The sequence below is a fragment of the Rhodovastum atsumiense genome (assembly GCF_937425535.1).
GTDB classification, from domain to species: Bacteria; Pseudomonadota; Alphaproteobacteria; order Acetobacterales; family Acetobacteraceae; genus Rhodovastum; species Rhodovastum atsumiense.
This window is the reverse complement of the sequence record NZ_OW485606.1, coordinates 77,134-100,572: the sequence shown is the minus strand read 5'-3', so window position 1 is coordinate 100,572 and position 23,439 is coordinate 77,134. Positions and strand designations below refer to the sequence as shown.

The window sequence follows — 23,439 nt, the reverse complement described above, 5'->3', positions numbered from 1 at the left end:
AGACGGGGGCTCGCTTCCGCGGCCCCCGCAAGTTTCTGATCTTAGGAACTAGCTAACAAAGCTAAGGGGAGAATCATAACGGCTAACTGTAGCCAGGGCCAGTCCTCTGGCCAGTGCCCACGGCTTTGTCAGAGGATTCCTTCGCCAGACGTGCATGCTCCTGCGTATCGGCTGTCGCCGCCTCCGCGTCTGCCTGGGCCTTGGCCGCCTGTTCCTGGGCCGCATCCGCGGCCGTCGTGGCAGCCTCCTCCGCCTGTGTGGCGGACAGCTCGGCGGCGATCCTCATGCGGGTGGCCATCTCGCCCGGGTCGCCCAGGTCGAGCCCTGTCATGGCCTCCAAGGCGGCCTCGGTCACGACATCGCCCACCGGACCGAGTATGGCCTCCATCATGTCATCAAGGGACGATGTCTCGATGATGTCCCCAGTGACCACCATGGCCTCGCAGTTCACCAAGACGGCCTTGGCGTCCAGCACCAGTAGCTCTGATGAGGCCACCGCCACCGGGCCGCCGCCGCCCACCTTGGTTGTGCCGGCCGCCCGCACGACAGCGTCCCCGCCGGTGCTGATCAGAGAATCGCCGACGATCTGAGCTGTCAGGTCCCCGCCTGCATTGACCTTGACCGCGCCCGCCGCTTGCACGCTCGCGTCGCCACCGGCAGCGATGCGCGCGTTGCCGACTGCCTGCGCCGTGACATCGCCGCCCGCCGTGACCGTGGCGTTGTCGGGCGTCTGCACCGTGATAGGCCCTCCTGCCGACACGTCCGCGGAACCGGCCACATGCACGGTGGCGTTGCCGCCCAGCTTCACCGTGCCGTTGCCGGTATAGTAGATTTCGAGGTTCCCGCCGCTCTCGATCAGCGTGTCCCCGCCTGGGCGGATGCGGGCCTTGAACGTCTCCGTGACGATGGTGATCGTGGGAGGATCGTTCTTCGGCAACTCCCAATTCTCGTTCGCCCCGTAGGGCGTCAGATCCTCGTGCTCGTCTGCCGGCCCTGATTCTGAATCGAAGCCGATCCGCACATAGGCGCCGCCCGTGTGATGAAATTCATAGCTACCATCAGGAGCGATCTGTTGCAGCGTGCCAGAGGGGTGCCTCCACAGCAGGTCACGGTCCTGCTGATCCTCCGTGAACATGATCTGCGAGAGCGGGTGCGGGATGAAGCCGATCACGACCGACCGCCCCTCGACCTTCGCCACCATGGCGAGCGTTGTTCGCTCCTCGTCGTTGGGATGCAGCCCGCCAGCTTCCAGCTCGGAAGGCGGGCGAGGGAGGTTATGCATTGACCATGCGCCCGTATCGGAACTGACGAACCAGTTCAACACGGGGACATTGTTCTCGCGCCAGCCGTCGTCGCAGTAGACGATTTCGACGCACCGGCGCTGCGGCCACACGGCAACGACCTGGGCAAAGCGGAGGTTCATATTGGTCATGGTGCCCAGGTTCCTGTCACGACTTTCCCGTGTTTTCGCCTACGAGAATGCCGGGCGGCAGCGGCGAAGCTCGACGCCTCCCGCCCCCAGCCAGATATAAACTTTAGCGCGAATATGGACCTTCCCTTCCCTCCTGCCAGTACGGACGCGCGGCCTGATCCCTCATAAGGAATCCGGTGCCGCGCTCAAGCGTCAGCGCAGTTTCGAACAGCTTGAGAGGACGGAAGATGTGGGACACACGGGTAATATAGGCTTCCGACACGATTGTCCCGCGCGTGAGCTGGAAGTATCGTCCGATCTTGTATTCCTCATGGCCTTTCATGACAGCCGTGACTTCTTCAAGCGCCGAGTTGTCACGATTCATTTCCTTGAGTTCGATCGCCCGATGGCGATGCCACTCGATCACCTTGTTGCCTTCCTCGATGCGCCGCTGGCCGTTGAAGCGGATTGGCGTGTCCGTCACGTCATTCGGCAGCAGCCGCGTCTCGACAGTCATCTTGCGCTGTCCGAAAAGGGCCTGTGCAGAGTTGGGATAATCGAAATCTTGCAGGTCGCCGTTCTGTAGCGAGGCAACATTTGCCTGCACGCTGGTATCGAGCATCGAACTTCCAGGTGGCACCCAATAAAAATTGGACACCCGATAGTCAGACCGCTTCGCATCCCAGGAGACGACATCTTCCTCAGTGCGAGCGATCAGCCCCGGGTCCTCGGCGCCCTCCATGATGAAGCCGCCGCCGTAGACGTGCTTGAGCGGCGCGGGGCGGAAAACCAAGTCCGGCCCTTCCTCCGTGTCCTCGACAAACAGCTCGTTCCACGGCCTGTCCGCGACCAACTCGGCAAGGCGCCAAAACGGCCCCGTGAAAGGCGCGACGAGCGAGCACGAGACGATGCCCTCCGGCACGCGCGGACCGACGAGGCGGAAGGGAGGGACATAGGCGCTCGCGAAGGCGGAGAGCTGCTCCACCTTCTCGTTCATGACGATTTCCACAAGCTGCTGCATGAAGTCGAACACAGGAAGATATGCGACCTCGATCCCGGTGGCCGCTTGCAGCCGGTATGTGTCGAGGTATGGCGACGTTTCCGATGCATAGATCGTTTCAGGCAGGAGCTGATGAATCTGCCAGAGCTTGCCCATGTCCTGGCCCGTGATGATGACTGCCCGCTGGGGCTTGCCCTCCTCGCCGGCCAGGGTTTCGGAGCGGCGCAGCTCGGAGACGAAGCCGCGCATGACCAGCGGCAGCGTGCCGCCGGCATAGCGCCACGGCTCGCGCGCCATCCGGATCTCGATCATGTCCATCGGCTCGATCAGCCCGTACAGCGTATCGAGGCCCGCCGGATCCTCTCGGTCGGCAAAGCTGATTGAGAAACCGCCGCACGGATCAAGCAGGCTTTTCGTCGTCCGCACCACGCCGGCGTCGCCCAGCATGGAGGTTATGTTGAACTCGGCATTGGCCGTCTGCCAGCGATAGGCGACGCCATTCGCGACGCCCACCAGCTTGATGAGCCGGATCTCTATGCCGGGACTGTCGCAGCGCACTACCATTTATGCTGAAGCTCCCCACGCCTTCGGCGCTTCGTATGCAGTGACGGGCAAGAACTCCTCGCCCCGGTCTTCGCCCTTGTCGGTTTCGTGGACCACGCGCAGCGGGGCGATGTTCGCGCTCGTGGAGACGCTGATCTGCTGCGCACCAGCGCCGGCGCCGGCCATGCCGGGCGAGCCCTGCTCGGCCAGCCGTGCGCGCTCCTCCGGCGGGAGCGCGGTCCCGTAACCCGGCGATGGGACGGCCCCAGATGCCGCGGTTGCCGGTTCTGGCGACGGCATCCCGGTCGGGGCCTGGGGCAGATCGGCAGCAGGCTGCGGCGCATGAGCGGCCGCCGGCAGGACGATTGCCGATTCCGGCGGGCGGGGGGCGCCCGGCGGGACGATTGCCGGCCCTGGGGGACGAGGAGCGCCAGGGGGGACAGCCATGGCGGCGCCCGGCGGCATAGCCTGGGCGCCCCCTTGCGCAGCTCCGGCCGCCGCCTCCGGCCGCGGGACCTGCGGCGCGGCAGCGATGGCCGCCCGCTCCTCCCCGATCCGGCGGAGCGCCAACGCCCCCTCTTGGTCGAACCGCCGCATGACGCTCGCCCGCTCGTTCGGGGTGGAGTTGCTGAAGCGGGTCCTGCGCTGCGCGTAGATGGCCTGCGAGATTTGCTCGTCGGTCAGACGCGCGACCTGTTCCGGGGTGCGCGCGCCCAGGCTCCGGACTGCGTCTTGCAGCACGCTCGCGCCGCCGGTTGGCCCCCGACTGCTATTCAGGCTCCGTCCAGGCCCGTGCTGCACGGCCGTAGACCAGACCACGTCACGCAAGGCGGCGCTGCGCCCCTGTAGGTCGATGCCCAGCTCGCCAGCGGTGCGCGCCAGCGGGTTATAGTGCGTGGCCTGGATGTGGGCGTGTTCGATGCCGGCGAAGCGCGGGTCGGTCGCGGCCTGCTGCCACGCCTGCCGGAACTGAGCCGTCCCTGCCAACGCCGCCCGGCTGCCGCCGGCGGCATCGAGCCGCGCAGCAATGTCGGGGGCCTCGCGCCGCAGGGTTGCCAGGAACGGCTCGACAGAGCCTCGCGCGCTGGCAAATTGATAGGTGCCATAGCTCCACCCGCCGGTGCTGTCCCGGCCGATCGCCGTGGCGCCGGCGCGCGCGCTCTCGAATCTGGCCGACAGGCTCCCTATCGGCGCGCCGTTGCCGGCTCCCCCGCCGGCGCCGGGGGGCGAGAGCTGCGGCGCCTGAGACACCCCGCCATTGGCGCCAGGAGAGAAGGCGACGCGCCCAATCCCCGGCTGCGAACCCGGCGCGCCCTCCTGCGCGCCCATTACGCCCGGCGGCACGCGCCCGCCCGCGCCACGCCCCGGGCGCGTCAGCTCCGGAGAAACAGCGCCGCCCTCCATCGGCGTGCCCGCCGCCGGCCCGTGTTCCTGACGCCGGATGGACGGCCCGATCCAGCCGCCTCCCTGCGGCCTGTTCTCAGGCAGGCGCCAATCGCCGCGAGGCTGCTGCGGCACCTGGGCGCTCGGCCCCGGCTGCCCCTCCGGCTGCGCCGCGCCGGGCGCGGCTGGTGCGCCAGCTCGACCAGCGGAGCGCGGCTGCGCAGCCAGCCCGGGCGGCCGCGCCGGCGTGCCGGGTTGCGCCGGGCCGGGCGCTGCGCCGGGGCCTCGATCACCACCGGCAGGCCCAGCATTTGCGCCAGTTTCGGGCGCTGCGCCGGCGCCTCCCGTCACCGCCCCAGGCGGTTGCTGGGGCGCGCTGGGGCGGCCCAGGTTCGGGGCCGGGGCGCCCGCCGGCGCGGCCTGATTTCCGCCCGCCGGCGCCGAACCTCCCACCGGCGCGCCCGGCAGCGGGGCCGGGTTGGTCAGGGCATAGCGTTCGCCTGGGTCGCGGACGATCGCGGCCTCGCTGGGCGGCGGGACGGCCTGCTCGCCAGCAGTGCGCGCGGCCTCGACCTCGCCGGCCTGGGCGATCGGTGCGCCGGCGGCGGCTTCCTCCGCGGTGCGAGGCGCGCGCGCGAGCGGCGGCGGCTGGGTCGGCCGGCGCACGGCCGCGCCCGGCGGGCGGGTCGGGGTGGCGGGGAGAGGTGGAGCCGCCGCGGCTGGCGCCTGGGGCTGGCCGGCTGCCGGGACGGCAGGAGGCGCGCCGGGCGGTGCGGACTCTGCCGGGGGCGCCACCTCATGGCCGCCATCGAGAGGAGGCGCCGTGACGGTCCCCGGCATAACTTCGCGGCCAGCCTCCGGGACCGGCACGGCCTTGCCGTCGCGCTCCGCCCAGCCTGGGGCGCTCCATCCGGCGGGGACCGGGTCGCCCTCGATCGGTCGCCAGGACGGATCAACATGCGTCGGCGTGACGCCGAACAGGCGGCGGAAGCGATCGCCGAGCGTGCGCTGCTGCGCCGGCGGCGGGGCAGTCAGAGGTTGCGGGTCAGGCGGGATCGGCTGACCGGTCGGCGCCGGTGTCGGAGCAGGCGCGGGGGCGATCGCTCCGGCGCCGGCGACGCCAGCCACCGCACGAGCGGAGGGAGGCGCCGCCGCAGTCTGCCCACGCCCCTGGGCAGGAGGCAACGCAGGGAGCTGCGAGCCCGCACCCGGCGCGACAGAGGACGGCAGAGCGGCAGGAAGCGAAGCATCGCGCCCGTCGCGGCCGCCATCACCGGGCGCGCCTTCACCACCAGCTCCACCCGCACCGGCGGCGCTTGGAGTCTGCGGCTCCTCGCCCTGGCGCGGCACGCGCGAAGGCCGACGCGGGAGCGGCGCGACAGCGCCGCCGGCAGGGGGAGGCAGAATAGGCGCCGGAGAAGCCGGCAGGGGCGCATTCTGCCCCCCATCGGCCCCGGGCGCCCCCGGCTGACGTGCGTATCCCTGATCGGCGCGGCGGATAATGTCGGACGACGGCCGGACAGATGCCGGCGGATAGCCGGACACCGCGCCGGGGCCGCGCTCGCCAGCGGGGCCGACAGCGCCGGATCCGCCCTCGCCGCCCTGGGCGCCGGCGCCACCGGCACCGCCAGCACCAGCACCAGCGGCTGGGCCAGCACCGCCGCGGCCGACTTCCGGCGCCACGGGCGGCGCAGAAAGAGGTTGCGGCCCGATCACCTGGGGGCCGGCGCCGCCGGCGCCCGGCCTGAGAACGGGCGCGGCCCCCGGCGCCGCCGGCGGGGCAGTCATGGGTTGCTGGGGTTGCGAACCGGGCGGGACCGGCTGCGCGCCAGGGCGGCCAACCTCCGCCGGCGCGGTCGGCGTCGCCCCACCAACACCCGATGCCGCCGGCGGGACAGTCAGCGGGGATGGCCCAGGCGGAATTGCCTGCGCGCCGGGGGCGCCGGCCAGCGCCGAGGCGGCGTCGCGCCCGCTCTGGCCCGCCACGCCCTCCCCGCCGGCACCACCGGCACCCGGTTCGAGAACAGGAGCTGCGCCAGCCCCCACCGGCGCGGTCGGCACTATTCCTGGGTGTCGCGTGGGCGCCCCAGGCGCGGCCGGCGTCGTCCCACCAACACCCGGCGCCGCCGGTGGGGCCGCCAGAGGAACCGGCCCGGGCGGGATTGCCCGCGCGCCAGCACCAGCGCCCCCCGGCGCCGCATTGCGCCCGTCCCGCCCTGCCGTGCCTTCGCCACCGGCACCGCCGGCGCCACCAGCGCCAGGGGCGCCCGGCGCCGCCGGCGGGGCAGTCAGAGGCGGCGGCCCTGGCGGAATCGCCTGCCCGCCGGCGCCGCCAGCACCAGGGGCACCCGGCATCGCCGGCGGGACAGTCAGCGGGAGCGGCGCGGGCGGAATCGCCTGCACGCCAGGGCGGCCGGCCGGCGCCTGGGCAGCGTCGCGCCCATCGCGGCCGCTCTCACCCGGCGCGCCAGCACCACCGGCGCCGCCAACACCACCCGCGCCACCGGCGCCAGCGCCAGCACCGGGGCGAAAAACAGGGCCGACGCCCGTTCCAGCCTGCGCGCCCGGCACCACCGCGGGCGGCTGCTGCGGCAGGGCACCGGCGGTCGATTGCCCGGGAGAAGGCGCGACCTGCCCCGCGGCCGGAGCCGGCCCGCCGACCGGACGGCCCAGCGCGTCAACCTGCCGCCCCCGCCCGTCAACCGAACCGGGCGCCTCGACAGCCGGAGACGCCGCCGGCGCCGCGCCAGCGTTGCTGGGATCCGGCGAGACGCGAGGCTCGTTGCCTCTCATTTCCCCCGGGTTCTGAGAGACAACGGGCGGCACCGGCACCGCTTCGCGGCGCGCCTCCGGCTGCGACGACACGGCCCCGACCAGAGATGCAGGGGCCTGCGTGCCCGGCGCGGGAGGGGGCACGGTCACGTTGACGCTGACGTTTGGCGGCGGGGCCGGCCGGCGCGGCTCGATCGCCGTTGGCTCGCCGCGGGGCGGCCCCTCGACCAGCCCCATCGGCGGCACGGTGGCCAACGGCTCCGGCCCGGGCGGCGGCGGAGGCGGCAATGGCGGGACTGCCGCGCGCTCTGGCGGAGGAATCGGCACGTACCAATCCGGCCGCTCCGGCGGCGGGAGCGTCGGAAGCGGCTGCGGCAGGTCGGCCGGCTCGCGCGGAGGAATCGCCTGCGGCTCCGCCGGCTCGGGCGGCTCGGGCGCGGACTGCGGCGGGACAGTCGGCAGCGCCGCCGGCCCCTCCGGCAACGGCTCGCCCTCCGGCGGCGCAGGCGGACGCTCGACCAAGGGCGGGTGCGGCGGGCGCTCGTTCGGCTCCGGCAGGGGGCTGGCCGGCGGCACCGGCACAACATCCGGCTTGCCCGGCAGCTCAGAAGCCGGGGCGGGCCGCTCCTCCTCCGCCGGCGCCTCCGCCTGGGCGCGCGGCCGCTGCGGCGCCATAGGCTCCGGAGGAGCGACGGTGGCGGGACGAGCCGACGCACGCGGGGAAAGCGCAGCCTGGAAGGCGCGGCTGATGTCCTCTCGCGTTGCACGCGCCTGCGGAGTCTCCGGCTCCTCCTTCTCCTCCTCCCGGGGACGCTGCGGGACGAGCGGGATCGGCTCCTCCCCGCGCTCGCTCTCCGGCAGCGCGCCCTCCGTAACCTCGATCCCCTGGGCGCGCAGCTCGTCAGCCGAGAGAGGCGGGAGCTGGCGCGGCCGCGTGACGGGCGGGACCTGCTGCGCCTGCCCGCCCTGGCCTGCCGGGCGCTGCCAGGATGGGATGGCGGAAGGCTGCGCTGCCCCCGGCTGGCCGGCGATCGCGGCCGGAGCTGTGACGCCGGGCGGCGACGCCGGCTTGTCCTCGCCCTTGCCGTTCCACCACTCCCGCAGCCACGATCCCAGCTTCTGACCGGCCCCCTGGACCGCTTCGATCGGGGGGCGGTTGTAGCCCTCGCCCAGCGCCTCGCTGATGCGCGTGAGCGGGCGGGCAATGGCGCTGATTACGGTCTTCAGATCGTTGATGGGGGCGACGAGCCCCGTCATGGCCCCCGTCAGCGTGTTGCTGAACGAGGCCATCGCTTCGACGGTGCGCGTGCCATCGTTGGCTTCGAGCCCGCGGGCGTTGATGGCCTGGGCGAGAGCGGTGCGCAGCTCGTCATCTGTGCCCGCGCGCTGCAATGCTTCGCGCCGCTCGGGTGGAAGCGCGATGGTGGAATCTTCGAGGAGACCCCGCCGGCGGGCCTCCATCTGCTCCCGGTTCTCCCCGGCCAGCGTGATGAGCGGCTGTAGAGCGCCAGGGTTCACGTCCGACATGGAAATGCCGGCACGCTCGATGGTCGGGAACAGTCGGCCGATGTCACCGCCGGGCGCGGCCTGCTCGAAAGCCTCGACCTGCCGGATGGTCAGGCCCATGTCGCGCGCGATGCCCGCGCGCCGCCGGTTCGCCTGCTGCTGCGTCTCCGTCCTGGGCGCCGGCGTCTCCGGCCGCCCTGTGTACATGCGGTTCGCTTCTTCCCACTTCGCCTCGAACAGCGTCGGCGCGGTGGGATCGTCCTCAAGCTCGCCCCGCTCATTCCGGCGCCGGCGGATGCGGGCGAACATGCCGCCCTCCTCGATCCGCTGCCACTCCCAGGGGTCCGTGACACCGGCGCGGGTCAGCGCCCGATAGGTCAGATGCCGCGACGCCTCGCCGGCGCCGCCACCCTGCGTCAGCACCGCGTTGATGCGGTTCAGAACGTCCTCTGCTCCCTGCCCCTGCAAGCCGGGCCGGCCCAGGGAGGAGAGCGAGGAATACATGCCCGCGAACAGATCGACGTTGCTGCGGTCGGCGAGCTGGCGGTTGCTCTGCTCGGTCCAGCGCACGAGGGCGTCCATGACCTCGCCGAAGCGGCCTGTCATGCCGCTCTCGCGCACCGCCTCGCCCACCAGGGCGGCGAAGCGCCGCGGATCCTCCCCCTGCTTGGCGGCGCGGCCCAGGCCCTGCACCACCTCGCCCGGGTCCTGGCCGTAGGAGCGCGCGACACCGGCTGCCCAGCTCACGCCAGCCTGCGTCGCCCTGCCGCTCGTCTCGTTGGTGAGCCGCGCCCATTCCAGGCTGTATCTCTGGGCCTCTTGGAAGGTCAGCCCGAAAGCGTCGGCCGTATCGCGGACCTGCCGGCGAAGCGTCTCGAAATCAGTCCCAGCATCGCGCAGGGTCTTGGACAGGCGATCGTTGGAAACCGCCTCGTCCTGGGCGTTGCCAAGCCCCTTCACGGCCATACCGCCCAGCGCCGAGATGCCAGCCAGCGCCAACCCGAACTTCGTCGCCTTCAGCAGTCCGCCGGCGCCGCCCATGTCGAGGATGCCGGACAGGAGCCCCTTGTCGGTGCCTCCCTCCTCGCCCCCTCCGCTCCCGCCACCGCCACCGCCGCCACCACCACTGCCGCGGCCGGTCATGCCCAGGCGGCGGGAGAGCCACGTATCGAGGCCGTAGAGCCAGCCAGTGCGCGTCTGATGCTGCGGATCGGGCTGGCCCGGCGCTGGGCTTGGGCCTGGGGATGGAGGAGGCGCCCATTGCGTGCCGCGAATCAGGAACGCGCCGGCATTCGCCTCGTAACGCCGCAGGTCCCGCTGGTCAGCGAAGATTTGGGCCGCGCGATCACGCAGATTGAGGACATCGACGTGCTCCGGACCGCCCGCCTCGTGCGTGATCTGCCGGGTAGCAGCGCCGGTATCGCCGCGGGCGCGCCGGAGCTGTTCGAGCTGCGCCTGCATCCGCTGCAAGTCGTCGCGCACCGGCGCGAGGGCCGGGTGCGCGGACGCCAGCACTTCCGCGAGCCGCTTGCCTTCGAGGCCGGCCGCTTTGATGGCCGCCTGGATTTGCGAAAACGCCTGGGTCGCACCGCTTGGATCGGCGCTGATCCCGATAGATACCCGACCTGCCACGCCGCAACCCTTTCTGCGCTCGCAGAGAGGGTTGCGTCACGACCGGCGGCTATCTGCCGGCGTCTCCCCAGCGGCTATCCGCGACGGTTTCCCAGGCGTCCCCGTCCGCCTCGTTCGCGGCGTGGACGGCGGCGACCTGGGCTTCGTGCTGTTCCGCCTTGGCGATCTGGTCTGCGGTTGGCTCCGGAGCCTTGGCGCCGGAGGCAGCGATTTGCTCCTCCAACATCGCTTCCAGCTCCGCCATTTCCTGCTCGAAATCAGGGTTGATGTGCTCGTCGCGGAGCTTGGGATTGTCCGTGACGGCGTGAGCCCAATAGTCGAGGACGATGTCCTCAACGGTCATGTCGAGGAAGCGCGGATCGGTCGGAGGAAGGCCGTAGCGGCGCCGGACATGGAAGTCCATCCGGTCAGCCAGCTCGAAGCCCCACATGCGCCCGTTGCGCTCAAGCTCCGCCGCGAAATCGGTCCTCCGCTACGCGGAGCGCGCCAAATACCTTCCAGAGTTCCGCAGACACGTCCCTGTCCAGAGGATCAAGGTATTCCACGTTCCAGCCGGCGGGAGCCTCTTTAATCAGGACGATCAGCGTCGCCATCGCAAGGCTGATGTCTTTCAGGTCCGGATCGTCGGTCGGCCCGCCTGTGATCCGCACGGCCTCGGCCTGGATGCGGATCTGATCGCGGATCAGACGCTTGCGGAATACGAAATGGCCGACGCCTGGGACATCGACCGGATAGGTGCGCTCTGCGGCTTGCATGGGAAAGCCCGTCCCTTGTGAGAGGGACGAGCTTTTTCGTCACGACCTGACGCGCGCTATGCTGGGAGCGGCGCCAGCTTACCCAGGCGTCGCAACCGCAGGGGGATTAAAGGCCCTGACCGCGCACATCCAGGGCGCGGAACTGACCGGATTGCATCGTGATCCGGTGCGCCGTGATGTCCACGTCGCCGCTGTCGAACGAGCAGCCGATGATCTCGCGCAGGATTTCGCCGGCGCCGATCGCCCGGGGGCCGGGACCGCCCTTGGACAGAATGACGATGTCAAAGATCAGCGCCCGCATCACGGCTTCGCCGTTCTCGTTCATCTGCGCGAGTTCGGAGCGAAGATTTTGCCTGACAAGCGCCATATTAGAGATACTGACGGAATGCACGGCCTTGGAAGGGACATGCTCCACGACATGGATGTCGCCGATTCCAGAAGCATCTTCAAGGCCATAGTTGTCCGACAGGCGAACGGACTGGATCAGGCCGATAACCCTGTCGTCCACGCGGACCTCAATGCGGTTGCCGCTGAACGTTTGATGATTCTCGCGAGGCATACTCTATGCTCCTCTGCGGAGCGCGGCTGCCCACCGCGCCCGCCTGTGCGGTTGCGGTGCTGTTAAGTCAGGGTCGCCGTGCCGCTGTAGGGCGTCACGGAGATACCAACGGTGGTGAAGTTATTCGGAATAACGGGCGAGCATTGGAAGGTGATGCCCGTCACGTCACCGTTGATGCTTGCAGCAAGGTTTTTGTAAGCTGGGCTTTTCGTGTCGCCAACAAGGATGCCAGGGCCGGCCGGCTCCTCTTTGGCGAGATAGTCCAGCACCGTCCGCGTGATGGACAGCCCGCGCGACATGAGAGACGGGCTGGCCTTCTGACCGCGCAGCACATCGAGGGCTTTGCGCACGCTGCGGGCAACATAATCGACCGCAGAGCCGCAGGAGTTCTCGACGCGGTTGTAATTGTCGTCGGACAGCCACGTCGAGATGTCGCGCACGACCTTGAACCCGTCCTCCCCCGCGTTCTCCACGACGCAGATGCCGAACCGGATCAGCTCGTCAGTATCGACGGGGTTGCGCGCCTCGAACTCAAGCCCGCCGACACGGACCGGCTTGTTGGTCAGGCTCGTGCCCGGGTTTACGCCGGCCGCCATCGCCGCCAAAAGAACAGCGGTCATGTAGCCCGGCAGCACCACCCGGTTGCCGCGGTTGTCGAAGTCATAGTGCGCCGGCCAGCAGAAAGAGGTCCGGTCGGAGCCGATCGCGGCCGCGAGCGACTTGGCCTCTTCCATATCGGTCCCGGCCGGGCCGCCAACACGCGCGCGCCGCTCGCGCTGCCCCGCATCGCTCATGAAGATGCAATGCGCATCCACCATCGCGTGAACCGCCGAGTCGGCGGAGAGCGGGACGATGTGCTGGATGTCCAGCCGCTCGCAGGCGTCGATGGCGGTTGACCAGTCCTCGTTCGTCACGGCCGGATCAGCCGCGCCGGTGAGGAAGGTCCAGGCGACGTTTGCCGGCGGCGAACCGGCGCCGGTGGCGCGCTCGCCAATCGCAAGGCCGGAGGCCGGGCTGTTCAGCCAGTCCACCACGGCCTGCAAGTCCCCCTTGACGGTGAACGAGGCGGTTTTCACGTCCTGGGCGGTCACGAAGTCCAGGGCGGACGCCGCGCGAAGCAGCTCGGAGCCGGAAGCAGGCGTTGCGGAGAAGCCGGCGACGGCGTTGATGCGGTCGCAGACCTCCTGAATGGTCGGGAAGTCCTCGAAGGCGATCGTCGCGCGGACCGCGGCCGTGCCGGCGTCGGCGCCCGACTTGAGGACAACGTTCGCGCCCGCCACAGTGATGTTCGCCACCGCATCAGCGCCGGTGTAGTGGACGCTGAAGGCGTTCCGCGCGAGGTTGTCGCCAACGCTGTATTCGTTGCCGGCCTGCACGGTGATCTTCTTGCCGCGCAGGGTGCCGGCCTCGACCTTCGCGCGAATGGTGTTGGCCGGGATGCCATAGAGCTTCGAGCGCAGCACGATGGAATCGGCCGCCGAGCCATCCTTGAGGGTCAGGCTGGAACGGGTCGCCTGACCGACGCGGATCAGCGTCAGGGTGCGCGGCCCGCCCGTGGCAGAGCTGGGGCCGAACGCCTTGCGGGCGGCAACCAGCAATTCGCCACCGCGCACCTTGCGCTTGGCGTCCTCGGGGGACTGGACCCGGATGGGCACGTTCGGCTGGCCGCCATCGGCGCGGCCGACAATGACCATGTCATTGCCAACCGCGGGGTTCCGCGGCGACATGTCCTCGTCATTGACCTGGGAGAACGTGCCCGGCGTATAGTGCAGAATGCCGTTGAAAAAGACACTGGAAGCCACGGAGTTGCGCTCCTGCGTTCAGAGTTGCGATCAGGCGATCAGGCGGTCGGGCGACGCCGGAAGCCGACGAACCGGGCGCGATAGGCGGCTTCCGTGTCGCGGAGGCGTCCCGCGGCCTTCTCTTCGGCGTGGAAGGCAGAGACGAGCGTTGCAGAGCGGATGCCCTGCGAGATCGCTGCTGCGGCTTCCTCAAGGGAGACAAGCGGCGCTTCATCGGCTACGGGAGCCGGCGCCGGACCGGCCGTGGTCGGCTTCGCCTTGGGCGCCGGGGCATCGGACGCTGCGGCGGTTTCTTCCGCCGCAGCCGCGGCAGGAGTTGGGTTCTTAGCCATTGCCTTCGTTGCTCTCCTGAGAAGGGAAGAAAGCGGACGCGGACACTTCCACGTCCCTGATCGGCCCCACGCGATGCGACGCATAGGACGGCGCGATGCACGAGAACTGCCCCACCGACATGAACAGAATCGCGTTGCTGTTCTTCGGCCCTTCGTCCTCGTGGTCGGACAGCGAGAACTCGACTTGATCCAGGCCCGCGGCCTTGAAAACAGGCAGGTTCGCGATGACGATGCGCTTGATGGCGCGGCGCAACGCGATGCGCTCGTCCCCGTTCAAGGAGACGGCGACGACGCGCAGCACCACGCGCGAGAGCCAGCCTTCGCCATCGTCCCAGCCCACGCCCTCGATCACCTCGCCGTCGCCGAACGACTCCCCGATGCCGCGGTAGGCGGGCAGGTCGCTTTCGAGGTGGACGGACACGCAGGGAAAGGTGACGTGCTCGACCATCGCGAAGGGCGCGGTCACGACCTGAATCTTGCCGGACTGCGGCAGCAGCGCCCCGCGCTGCACTTCGGTCTTGAGCCCCGCTTCGAGCCGGTCGCGAAGGACCGTCTGCGGGTCCGCATCGTCGCCGGCATAGGACGCCTGGGGCACCCCCTGGCCTTCGTCATGGCCGATCCAGGCGCCGGTGCGGCCCCGGTAATAGACGCGGTAGTGGTAGGTCGCCCCGTTGGACAGCCCCTTGGCGTCCATCACCACGTTCGCGTCGGTCCGGTCCACGACCATGGCCGCCCCGGGATCGTCCGGCCCGGTGAAGGCCGCCGGGTTCGTGCGACGAAGCACGCGCCAGCTCGTCGCCTCGTTCGGAGGCGTGAGATAGAGGCGCAGCGCGCCGCCGGCCATGAGTGTTTCGATGTACGAAATCATCGTCCGCAGCTTTCCGTCACGACCTGCCCCGCGGAGGCCCTATTCGGAGCCAGATCCCAGGTGGCGCCGCATGTCGCGCGCGACGGCGGCCGCGAATGCCTTCTCGGCGTCGGGCTGGATCTCCTGGGCCGTGGTCCGCGCCGGGTGCAGCCCCGGCCGGGCGGGCGCCTGCCAGCCAGAACTCCACTCGCCCATGACCCTGAACGTCAGGCTCTTGCTGTGCGAGCTGCCGCCGCGGCCGCCGGGCTTCCTGAACTGGACCATCCCCTCCATGCGGCGGGCCGCCTGCCCGGTCACGCCCAGGGACGCCAGCGTGTCCTTGTCCAGCCGCGTGCCCCATTGGTAATCGCGCTGGCGGACCTGCACGACCTGCCCGCGCTCCGTGCGCCAGCTCTGCCCGCCGCCGCTGCGCCAGCCGATCGCCCCGGTGCCTGAATCGCGCCAGCCCAGCCCCGTGACCTGGGACGGCTTCTGGCTATGCCACCAGTTCTGTACCGCCTCCGGCATCTCGTGCCGGCCGGCTGCCGCGACCGTCCCCTCTCCGAACCACCGGAACGGGATGATCAGATACCGCTGCCCCTTGTGCGCCCCGTTCTGCACCACCCGGGTCTTGAGCGAGCTGCCCAGGATGCGCTTCATGTCCCGGGCCGGGGCGCCCTCCTCGATCGCCCAGGCGTAGGCTAAATCGCTGTAGACCTCGGCGCCGAAAGGCCCCGTCTGCTGCAACTGGATGCTGCGCAGGTAGGTGCCAGAGCGCGGCTCGATCGTGCCGCCGCCGGGCAGCGGCGCCCCGGAGGCATAGTCCTGCCACTTCGCATGCGCCGCTTCCGAGACGGCCCGCACCGCCTGGGCCAGCGACGGGAACAGCTCCGCGGTCAGGGGCGACCTGTCCGAGATCAGGTGCCCCATGTCCACGCTGATCCGAAAGCCGGTCATGTGCGCGGACCGATGTTGCCGAACAACTGGAAGCGCCGGGCCGCCACGCGCCGGGGCAGCGGCAGGCCGCCATGGTGCGCTCTGTCCTGCGGCAGCTCGATCAGCAGAAAATACTCAGGGCGGCGCCGGCCGACGATGCTGAACTGCTGTCCCGGCTCCGGCGCGTTGGCGCCGGCGGCCCAGGAGAGCGTGCCATCCGGAGCTGCGACGGGGGCGTCCCCCTCCACGATCGCATCCCCGGCCCCGAGCCAGAAGCAGCGGTCAATCTGCACTACCAGCCCGTCGCGCACGCATGCCGGCGCGTCCGTGCCATCGTGCGTCAGCACGAGCTGGAACGGCTCAGACGAGTCCATCATCAGGATTCGATCATGCTCGCCGGCGGCGAACAGAGGCGAGGCCCCGGGGATCGTCAGCACCACATCGCCAGATTCCCAGCGCCCGAACGCCGCATACTCCCGGGCCAGCTTCATGCCGGAGAGGCCGGTCCATGCGGGGATGGGATCGCCCCATATCGTGCCAAGGCCGCGGCAGCGCAGGCAGCCGTAGCGCCCCTGCCCCGTGTTCGGGTCGCGGCAGGGGCACGGCGCGGCGCGGCGCCAGGACACACGCTGCCCCAGATCGCGGAGCATCCGGTCGAATCTGGCCGGAGACAGCCGCATGCTACAGCCTGCCCATCACAACGCCGCCGATCAACTGCCGGAGGCGGGCCAGCTTCTTCTCGATGATGTCCTCGTATTTCGAGGTGTCCATCGACAGGGACTGTGAAAGGCCGTCCGCGGAGACGGAACCGGAAGCCGGGAAGAACTGATCCTCGACCACGCCCAACACCGCCATCTTCTTGACCACGTCCAGCAGGTCGGGATGCTCCTCCGCCGCATTCTTCAAGCCGGCTCGGTAGCGGACCTGAATGGAGAGGGGCATGGCGGAGGCAAAGCCGATCGCGGACAACACGAACCCGCCGAGCTGACCCTGCATGTAGGTCCCGACCGGCACGAACTGCGCCACACCGTATTTTCGATCGAGCCGTAGCCATTGCACCGGCACGTCGAAAATCGGGTTTTCGGTGCCCGGGTAGACGAACTTGAGGCCATGGACCTTGATGACTGGCCGATGGCGGAGCCGCAGAGCACCCCAGGTCCCGGCGGAAAACAGGGCCGGGTCGAAGTCATAGCCGGGCTCCGGGACAACCGCTTCCCCGGCGTCGCGGAGCGCCTGGATCTCGGCCTCCGGCGTGTCCTGCGGCACCACTTCCCGCGGTGTCAGAAAGGTGCGCAGCGCCTTAGACGCCTGGGCTTCGGCCGACAGGAGCTTGCCCCACAGGTAGTCATCGCTGGTTTCCACGTCGGGGAACAGGTTCTGCGAGACAGCCAGCAGACGGTCCCGCCGCATCTCGGCGAGGACCACAGCCCGGTCCGCAAAGAGCGTTAGGACCGGCATTTAGTTGTCGATCTGGATGCTGATCTGTCCGGCCAGGAACTGCGGCGCGGCATCGCCGGAGTTGACCGTTTTCGAGGTGGTGAGCGCGCCATACCAATGCAGATTGCCGCCGGTCGCCGCGTCCCAGACGCCCCAATGCGTGATGTTGCCCCAATTGGCCGTGGGGACGGCGAAGTTCACAGCGATGGCGTTGGTGGTGGTGCCGTTGGTGCCGGAGCTGTTGCCGGAGGTCGAGCCGTGGGTGCCGTTCCAGCTCGCCGTGGCGCGGGAGACGGACACGCGGGCATATCCGGCGCCCGTGACCTCGGTGCCGGGGCCAGTATCGGAGGGAGCCGCCGTCATGAGGCCGATGTAGAGATTCGTCGGCAACGTCGGCGCGACGCCGCGGAAATAGTAGTCGATGAGGATGTTTTCGAGGGTATCGGTCATGGCCGTCATAGGCGGAATCCCCTGATTGCGCCGGGACTTCCCCGCCGCGCTGCCGGTTCAGGATTCCGTCACGACCAACAGAAAGGTCGCGCCATAGCCACGGAAGCTGGGCTCACGTTAAGTGAAACAAAATAGGAATAAATGCTGGTTTGCTGTTGGTCATCGTGAACCACGCATACTTTATAACGTTAATTATCGATGTATGTGGATGTCCTACTCGCAATGTTTCAATCCAAAATTTTGACTTCGATATAGAAAATAATTTTGTTGGCGACACAAGCGCTGCGCATGGCTATAATTTTAATCTGCAATGTTGCAAAAATACTAGTAATACAGCATACAAATCTACAAGGCATAACAATGCGAGATAAATATATATTAATAAGTGATACAGAATTTGGTTTAAACCCTGCACGTAAATGCAAAACAACTTTTGTTGCTTTTAGCATTTACATTATTTCGTGTTTTTTAAGTTTAAATGGCATGGCTCAAACGGCGGATGAACGCTGGTTTGCTATAGGAATTTTGAGAGGTGCATCAAAAGTTCTAGGACCATTCAAGGCTTTGGACGATTGTGAGACGTCACGAAAAGCTGAGGCGGCAAAATTTTACAATCTTTATAAATCTTCTGCTCAGAAGATCCCCGCGATGGAAAAGCGGACTGTGAAAGCTGCGGGCGATGGACGAGCAGCGCTTCTAACTGCACGCGCTGAACTAGAAGATCTCATGGCCACTACGTCTGCCTATCAGGCCATTGCAACTCTTTGGGATACAGGTGCAATCTGTGAGCGGCGCTGATCCTAGCATGAGGAAGCGCCAGGGTTCGGCTTCATGAAACCGTTGCATTGGATCATCATCGTTGGGGTGAGCGCTTTCTTGCCGACTAACGTTCAGGCGGCGAAAGAAGTAAATAATCACAAAATTATAGGCATGGGCAGCGTCAGTTGCATAAATTGGTTAATGTCAAGAACAAAGAAAACCGAAATTATAGCTCAATGGTCCGATCTTTCTGAGCAATGGGTGTTAGGCTATATTTCTGGAATAGGATGGACAGAAAAATTTGGTGATCCTTTAGCTAAAGTAAATGCTAACGATGTTTGGAATTGGATCGACCATTACTGCACAAATCATTTTGATAGCAAATTAAGTGATGCAGCAAACGAGTTCATTTTTAAGCACGCAACACAGAATCGATAACATTTCCTTCTCCGTGATGGATGCTGTCAGTTCGTCGGCTTATGGTGGGACCAGCATCCGTTTTATGGCGAGATCCCAAAGGGGCCTGGGGAAGGGCGCCCCAGGCCAAGCAACCAAATCAGGCTGTTGGGACCTCTTTGGCGTGGGCCTTGCCTCCGCGCCGAGCCTTGCCATCCGCCACGGCCTCGCTGTCGCTGGCCGGGGCCGGGGCCGGTGGCGGGGCAGGCTCCGGCTCGGGTTCGTCCAGGGAGACGATCTGAAAGCCAGGGATGCCACCGAACAACAGCTCCGCGCGCTCCTGCGGAAGCTCCTCGGAAATCATCGCGCCCCGATCGCGGACGAACTTTACGTCGCTGATCGTCTCGGCCGCGTGCGGCAGAGTGCAGATCACTCGCGCCGCGGTCATGCGTTCTTCCGATCCTCCGGCAGCTTCACGGCGGCCGGCAGCGCCAGGGTCGAGACATAGTCGGTTGCCCCAACACCGGAATCTCCGTCCAGCTTCGCCAGCAGGGCCGCGATCACGGCGCGCTGGGCGTTGACGGTGGTGATCAGGTCATAGACCACATCGCCCAGGGAGGCGGCATGAGCCGCCGGGTGGGAGTTGTTCAGCTCCGCGCGCAAGCTGCGTCGGCGTGGCATCGTTCGTTCATCCTTTCAGCGTGAGGGGGAGGCCGGCGACCTCCCCCTTACCGATCCGCAGCTCACTCGTCCGCGAACGGACGCCACACCTGATTGCGGGTCACGATGTTCCGCACCATCACATGCTGCTTGCGCTTCGACATCCGGAGGAAGCCGAAATACATCTGCGCCCAGGGGATGATCGGGCTGTCGGTGGGGTAGAGCTGCCACTTCAGCATCGGCATGAGCTGACGGAACGTGATCGCCGTGTCGCCGGGCGACAGGTTCAGCACGTAGGCTTCCTGGCTCCCCGGGACGATCCGGTTCACGTCCTCGAACGTGGTGGTCGCACCCACGCGCGGGATGCGGCAGACCTCGCGCAGATCGGCGACGGCAGCCGGGCCATTCTGGCGGCCGCGGTAGATCACGTAGCCGGTTTCCTGGCCGGCCGCAGATGCGGCGATGGTCAGGACCACCTTCTTGCCGGCGGCGACAGCAATCTGCCCCGTCAGGCTGACGGTCGAAGCCCCCTTCTCGCTCACGCCGGCCACCCCGTAGACGTAGGTGCCGGCGCGGGCGGTGGTGAACTTAGAGTCCGCGGCGTTGCCCGTGGCGTCCGTGGTCACGCTGGTCGGGGTCATGCCGGCATTGGCGGCAGCGATGGCCGGCTTGATGAGCTGGAAGGCCCGCTTCATGCCCTCGTGGCGGATGAACACGTCCTGATTGGTCGCGATGTTGCCGTTGGACGTGCGGATGCCCACCACCGGCGCGCCGATCTTCGCGCCCGTATCACCAACGTTCGAGAGCGGCACGCGATAGGCCGGATCCAACCTGTTGTCGAAATCCTGCTGTGTCGCCTGATTCATGAACAGATCGGTCGCGGTGCCGAACTGGCCGTAGCCGGCGATGTGCGCGGCGGCGGCATTCAGCTCGTGCTGGCTTTCCAGCGGCTTGCCGTCCATGTCGATGATGTTCTCGGGCGGCACGCGGCCGCTCGCGACCCCAGCGAGGAGCTGGGCCTTGATGCCAGAAAACTCAGTTGGGACAACCCCATCGTCCCCCTCGAACAGCAGGTATTCGAGATCGGAGAGGAGCTGCTTCGCGCCGTTGCTGTATTCGGTCGCCTCCGCGTCCGCGATGGCCTTCTGCAAGGTCACGACCAGCGAAACCTGCCGGCGGGCCATGAGAAACTTGACCATCCCGACCATGCGCTGATAGGCGCCGGTCGCGTCACGGATCACGCCCGTTTCCGTGTTGGTCGAGCCGCCCAGGAAGCCGCCGATGTCGTCCTGCTCGGTCCATTCGTCCACGGTGCCCAAGGGCTTGGTCTTGGGCAGGCGGTTGAACAGCACGAAATGCTTGTTGGTTTGCAGGGCGACCTGCATGACGGGGTCCAGCGACTGCACTCGGAGCGCAGCGCCGCCGGTCAACTCCGGCGCATTGGTTCCGTAGCCAGCGGTCAGGGCTTTCTGTAGCGCCTCAACATCAGCCTGCGCCATTGCGCCGGTGATGGCGCCCGACGCGAAGATTGCGGGATCGAGCATCTGTCAGCCTGCTTTTGTGAGAGGTTGCGTTGCGCGGCGCCGGGCGGCTACGCGAACAGGTGCCGCAGCTCGTCGGGGATGCCGAGGCCGCGGGATTGATAGGTGAACACGCGATTGGCCGCGGTTGCGTCGATCTTGCCTTCGCTCAGGAGCGAGTGCGCCTTCGCCAGAATCGCCTCGCCGGAGGGGGCTTCCGTGCCAGTTGGCGTCGCCGGGCCGCGCTTCTCGTGGACCGTCAGCACCGCCTTGCGGCCGGAACCAGAGCCGGACAGCTTTGCGATGTCCGCTCGCATGGCCTTGATGAGCTTGCCCTGCTCCTGAATCGTGGTGAGCATCGGCTTCATCAGCCCGCCCAGGGTTTCGAGCGACTTCGCGAGCTGGGCGCCCTCACCTTCGCGGGCATCCATGCGGGTCATCAGCGCCTTGAGCATGGCGGTGCCGTCGAAGGCTTCCGCCTTCTCGCCATTGGCAAGCGTGACCTCGAAGGACTTGCCGAACGCTTCCCCGCCTTCGCCTTCGCCCTCGCCTTCACCCTCGCCCTCGCCGCCACCATCGGCAGCTCCGGCGCCGTCCCGGGCGGCGGCCTCGATCTTTTCGTCGGTCGCGGCATCGTCGCTGCCCGAATCCGGCAGGGCCTTGGCCAAGGTTTCGAGATCGGCCAGTAGCGCGGCAAAGCCGCCCTCGGCCTCCGCCGGAGCGCCGGCGGCGGTCTTTTCAGTCATCGAGCTTTCCTCTTGCTGAGAGCGGTCCGCAGATCGCCCAAGAACCGCTCCGTCCAATCCGCGGCCTCGTCATAGGCGAGGCCGTACGCGGAGATGGCGTGGTCGGTCAGGGCTTCGACGGAAGGGGGGACGCGCTTGGCGCGCACGTCCGATGCGATGCGGTCCCGGAAATCCCAATAGGATTGCACACGCGGTTCCAGGCTTTGGTGCCGCAGCGCGGCTCCGCCTGTCAGGCTGGCGGAATCGGTCCCGTAGCCGGCCACGAGGCCCGCCGGCGCGCCGCCGTCTGATTTGGTGAAAATGAAGCCGCCGAGCGACTTGGCGAACGTGCCGACCGGCGCGACGCTGACCTCTGGCACCGATTTGTTGACGGGACAGCGATCCAGCGCCGTGTTGTTCCAGCGCACGCGCTCGACCACCGCCACGCGGTTCTGCGACTTCGGGTCGAATCGCACGGACTTCGCCAGCACCGCGCCGCCCACGCTGGCGAACCACTTCGCGGGAGGCTGCTGCTTGGTCAGGCTGTCCCAGACCATGTTCGCGTTGCGCGCCATGGGAGACGAGCCGGTATAGAGCTGGGCCTTAACGAACGTCCGGTTGCCGTCTATGCGGACCGCAACCGGGCGCCCAACCTCATAATCGTAATGGTTGGGGATGCCAGCCTTTGGGCCAAGTATAGTGTAGTGCGATAAATCTACATTGCCGTGGCGTATGTAATAATCTGAGCTATCCGCCAGGGCCTTTTGTAATACAATTTCGCCCTGGTGGTCGGGATCCTCGTTCGACGCCTCGAAATAGAGGAAACGATTGCCGCCGTCCTCAGACGGGGACGCCTTGAGGACGACGCCAAGCGCCACCCATTCGGGCACCCCAGACAACAGCTCCTCGTCCCTGCGCGCCGCGCGCTCGTCCACAGTGGCAACCCCTTGCTCGTGGGGTCCACGATTGCGTCACGACCTGCGCAGGGAGGAGGAAATCAGCCGCCGATGATAGGCGGCTGTGGGTCAAGGATGGACTTTGCCCGGGCGATGACGACGGCGAGCTGGCCCTTTTCGAGCGTCAGATCCCGGTAGCGGTCGCCGGCGACGGGGTCGAGGAGCGCCCGGGGGGCGAGCCGGACAAGATCGGATTGGACCTCGCCCAGCCGCGCCTCCGCCGCGGCGAGGATTTGCCTCTCGGCCGCGGCGGTCTGCTGGGCGAGCCAAGCTAGGTGAACGAGCCGACGACGCGCGCCGGCCATGTGCTGGTCAGGGGATGGAGCTGCGGCCATGGTGGCAGGCTGCCGTCACGACCCGGGCTCGCCGGGCTCACCACCGCCTTTCGGCTTCGGCGGCGCCACCAGATCCAGCTCCGCCATCAGCTCCGCCTGCTTCTTGCGGGACAGCTTCCGGAACGCCAGCACTACCGCCCATGCGTCGCGGGGGACATCCCGGTGGTCCTTTTCCCGTTGGCGGCACCAGCGGTTCACGGTTGGGATGGCCCAGCCGCCCAACTGCGCCACCCCCTTCTGCCCCAAGCCGGTCTCATCCACAGCGGCGTCGAAGTCACGGGGCAGATCCATGGCCTCCCCGTCCGCAGTCTCGTTCATGCCTCGCCCTCGTGCTTGAGCACGAATTGCCCGCGCTCCGTGACCTCCAGCCGCGCCTCCGGGTCGAATGCGCCGCCCGCCCAGGCCCCCAGTTCGCGCGCGGCGAGGTTCCGGATCGTGGCGAGGCGGATTGGCGGCGAGGCCGCCGGCCCCGCGCTGCCGGATCGGTAGGCTTTCCCGTCCCGCACCAGGGCGCCGGCGCGCACCAGCTCCGCCAGGGCCGCCCGCTGCGGCGCAGAGAGCGCCGCCCAGGTCGCCCTGGCCGCGGTCAGGCCCAGGCGGTTGTCCCGCATGGCCGCGTCGAAGTCGGCGAGCACGTCAGCCCGCCCAACGTCGCGCAGGAGGGCGCGCACGCCCTCCCTCTCCCGCTCCGCCCTGGCGTCGAGCAGGGACGCCACATCATCG

At 68.0% G+C, this 23,439-nt stretch carries 23 protein-coding genes; 2 read left to right on the top strand and 21 right to left on the bottom strand.

Annotation, left to right across the window (positions count from 1 at the left end; translation table 11 throughout):
- Positions 1-82: 82 nt before the first annotated feature.
- The 13 genes from NBY65_RS32930 to NBY65_RS32870 form a co-directional block, all read right to left on the bottom strand.
- Positions 83-1,432 carry a hypothetical protein gene (locus NBY65_RS32930; RefSeq protein WP_150041349.1) on the bottom strand — a complete coding sequence of 450 codons (1,350 nt, stop codon included), beginning with the start codon at positions 1,430-1,432 and terminating at the stop codon, positions 83-85.
- Positions 1,433-1,535: 103 nt separating this feature from the next.
- Positions 1,536-2,975, bottom strand: coding sequence for a hypothetical protein (locus tag NBY65_RS32925; RefSeq protein ID WP_150041350.1), 1,440 nt, complete (start codon positions 2,973-2,975; stop codon positions 1,536-1,538).
- Positions 2,976-10,247: a VgrG-related protein gene (locus NBY65_RS32920; RefSeq protein WP_150041351.1), complete on the bottom strand. Its 7,272-nt coding sequence runs from the start codon at positions 10,245-10,247 to the stop codon at positions 2,976-2,978. It lies immediately after the preceding gene.
- A 49-nt stretch (positions 10,248-10,296) separates the two neighbouring features.
- On the bottom strand, positions 10,297-10,677 hold the full coding sequence (locus NBY65_RS32915; RefSeq protein WP_150041352.1) for a hypothetical protein: 381 nt from the start codon (positions 10,675-10,677) through the stop codon (positions 10,297-10,299).
- A 13-nt stretch (positions 10,678-10,690) separates the two neighbouring features.
- Complete coding sequence (locus NBY65_RS32910; RefSeq protein ID WP_150041353.1) at positions 10,691-11,002, bottom strand: hypothetical protein; 312 nt, start codon at positions 11,000-11,002, stop codon at positions 10,691-10,693.
- Between the two features lie 106 nt (positions 11,003-11,108).
- Positions 11,109-11,561: a hypothetical protein gene (locus NBY65_RS32905; RefSeq protein ID WP_150041354.1), complete on the bottom strand. Its 453-nt coding sequence runs from the start codon at positions 11,559-11,561 to the stop codon at positions 11,109-11,111.
- A 62-nt stretch (positions 11,562-11,623) separates the two neighbouring features.
- Entirely contained in the window at positions 11,624-13,363 is a 1,740-nt protein-coding gene (locus tag NBY65_RS32900; RefSeq protein ID WP_150041355.1) for a phage tail sheath subtilisin-like domain-containing protein, read from the bottom strand.
- A gap of 38 nt (positions 13,364-13,401) precedes the next feature.
- Positions 13,402-13,695 (bottom strand): hypothetical protein, encoded by a 294-nt coding sequence (locus NBY65_RS32895; protein ID WP_150041356.1) that lies wholly within the window; start codon positions 13,693-13,695, stop codon positions 13,402-13,404.
- Positions 13,688-14,563, bottom strand: coding sequence for a hypothetical protein (locus NBY65_RS32890; protein ID WP_150041357.1), 876 nt, complete (start codon positions 14,561-14,563; stop codon positions 13,688-13,690). The genes NBY65_RS32895 and NBY65_RS32890 overlap by 8 nt, the downstream gene beginning before the upstream one ends.
- Positions 14,564-14,602: 39 nt before the next feature.
- Complete coding sequence (locus tag NBY65_RS32885; RefSeq protein WP_150041358.1) at positions 14,603-15,499, bottom strand: hypothetical protein; 897 nt, start codon at positions 15,497-15,499, stop codon at positions 14,603-14,605.
- On the bottom strand, positions 15,496-16,158 hold the full coding sequence (locus NBY65_RS32880; RefSeq protein ID WP_150041359.1) for a hypothetical protein: 663 nt from the start codon (positions 16,156-16,158) through the stop codon (positions 15,496-15,498). The genes NBY65_RS32885 and NBY65_RS32880 overlap by 4 nt, the downstream gene beginning before the upstream one ends.
- Before the next feature lies 1 nt (position 16,159).
- The gene (locus NBY65_RS32875; protein ID WP_150041360.1) at positions 16,160-16,903 is read right to left on the bottom strand and encodes a hypothetical protein; all 744 of its coding nucleotides are present in this window, start codon (positions 16,901-16,903) and stop codon (positions 16,160-16,162) included.
- Between the two features lie 33 nt (positions 16,904-16,936).
- The gene (locus tag NBY65_RS32870; protein ID WP_150041361.1) at positions 16,937-17,374 is read right to left on the bottom strand and encodes a phage tail fiber protein; all 438 of its coding nucleotides are present in this window, start codon (positions 17,372-17,374) and stop codon (positions 16,937-16,939) included.
- Between the two features lie 258 nt (positions 17,375-17,632).
- Here NBY65_RS32870 and NBY65_RS32865 point away from each other — a divergent pair, with 258 nt between their 5' ends.
- Positions 17,633-18,163, top strand: a complete 531-nt coding sequence (locus NBY65_RS32865) for a hypothetical protein (protein WP_150041362.1) — start codon at positions 17,633-17,635, stop codon at positions 18,161-18,163.
- A 33-nt stretch (positions 18,164-18,196) separates the two neighbouring features.
- A complete protein-coding gene (locus tag NBY65_RS32860) occupies positions 18,197-18,562 on the top strand; it encodes a hypothetical protein (protein ID WP_150041363.1) in 366 nt (121 codons plus the stop codon).
- A 118-nt stretch (positions 18,563-18,680) separates the two neighbouring features.
- Here NBY65_RS32860 and NBY65_RS32855 read toward each other — a convergent pair whose 3' ends face one another.
- The 8 genes from NBY65_RS32855 to NBY65_RS32820 form a co-directional block, all read right to left on the bottom strand.
- Positions 18,681-18,968, bottom strand: a complete 288-nt coding sequence (locus NBY65_RS32855) for a hypothetical protein (RefSeq protein WP_150041364.1) — start codon at positions 18,966-18,968, stop codon at positions 18,681-18,683.
- Positions 18,965-19,201, bottom strand: coding sequence for a hypothetical protein (locus NBY65_RS32850; RefSeq protein WP_150041365.1), 237 nt, complete (start codon positions 19,199-19,201; stop codon positions 18,965-18,967). Before NBY65_RS32850 ends, NBY65_RS32855 begins: the two co-directional genes overlap by 4 nt.
- Positions 19,202-19,263: 62 nt before the next feature.
- Positions 19,264-20,724 (bottom strand): hypothetical protein, encoded by a 1,461-nt coding sequence (locus tag NBY65_RS32845; RefSeq protein WP_150041366.1) that lies wholly within the window; start codon positions 20,722-20,724, stop codon positions 19,264-19,266.
- Between the two features lie 47 nt (positions 20,725-20,771).
- Positions 20,772-21,446 carry a hypothetical protein gene (locus NBY65_RS32840; protein WP_203330508.1) on the bottom strand — a complete coding sequence of 225 codons (675 nt, stop codon included), beginning with the start codon at positions 21,444-21,446 and terminating at the stop codon, positions 20,772-20,774.
- On the bottom strand, positions 21,443-22,360 hold the full coding sequence (locus tag NBY65_RS32835; protein WP_150041367.1) for a hypothetical protein: 918 nt from the start codon (positions 22,358-22,360) through the stop codon (positions 21,443-21,445). Before NBY65_RS32835 ends, NBY65_RS32840 begins: the two co-directional genes overlap by 4 nt.
- 62 nt (positions 22,361-22,422) lie before the next feature.
- Complete coding sequence (locus NBY65_RS32830) at positions 22,423-22,686, bottom strand: hypothetical protein (RefSeq protein WP_150041368.1); 264 nt, start codon at positions 22,684-22,686, stop codon at positions 22,423-22,425.
- Positions 22,687-22,731: 45 nt separating this feature from the next.
- The gene (locus tag NBY65_RS32825; protein WP_150041369.1) at positions 22,732-23,034 is read right to left on the bottom strand and encodes a hypothetical protein; all 303 of its coding nucleotides are present in this window, start codon (positions 23,032-23,034) and stop codon (positions 22,732-22,734) included.
- Positions 23,031-23,432, bottom strand: a complete 402-nt coding sequence (locus tag NBY65_RS32820; protein ID WP_150041370.1) for a hypothetical protein — start codon at positions 23,430-23,432, stop codon at positions 23,031-23,033. Before NBY65_RS32820 ends, NBY65_RS32825 begins: the two co-directional genes overlap by 4 nt.
- Positions 23,433-23,439 lie beyond the last annotated feature (7 nt).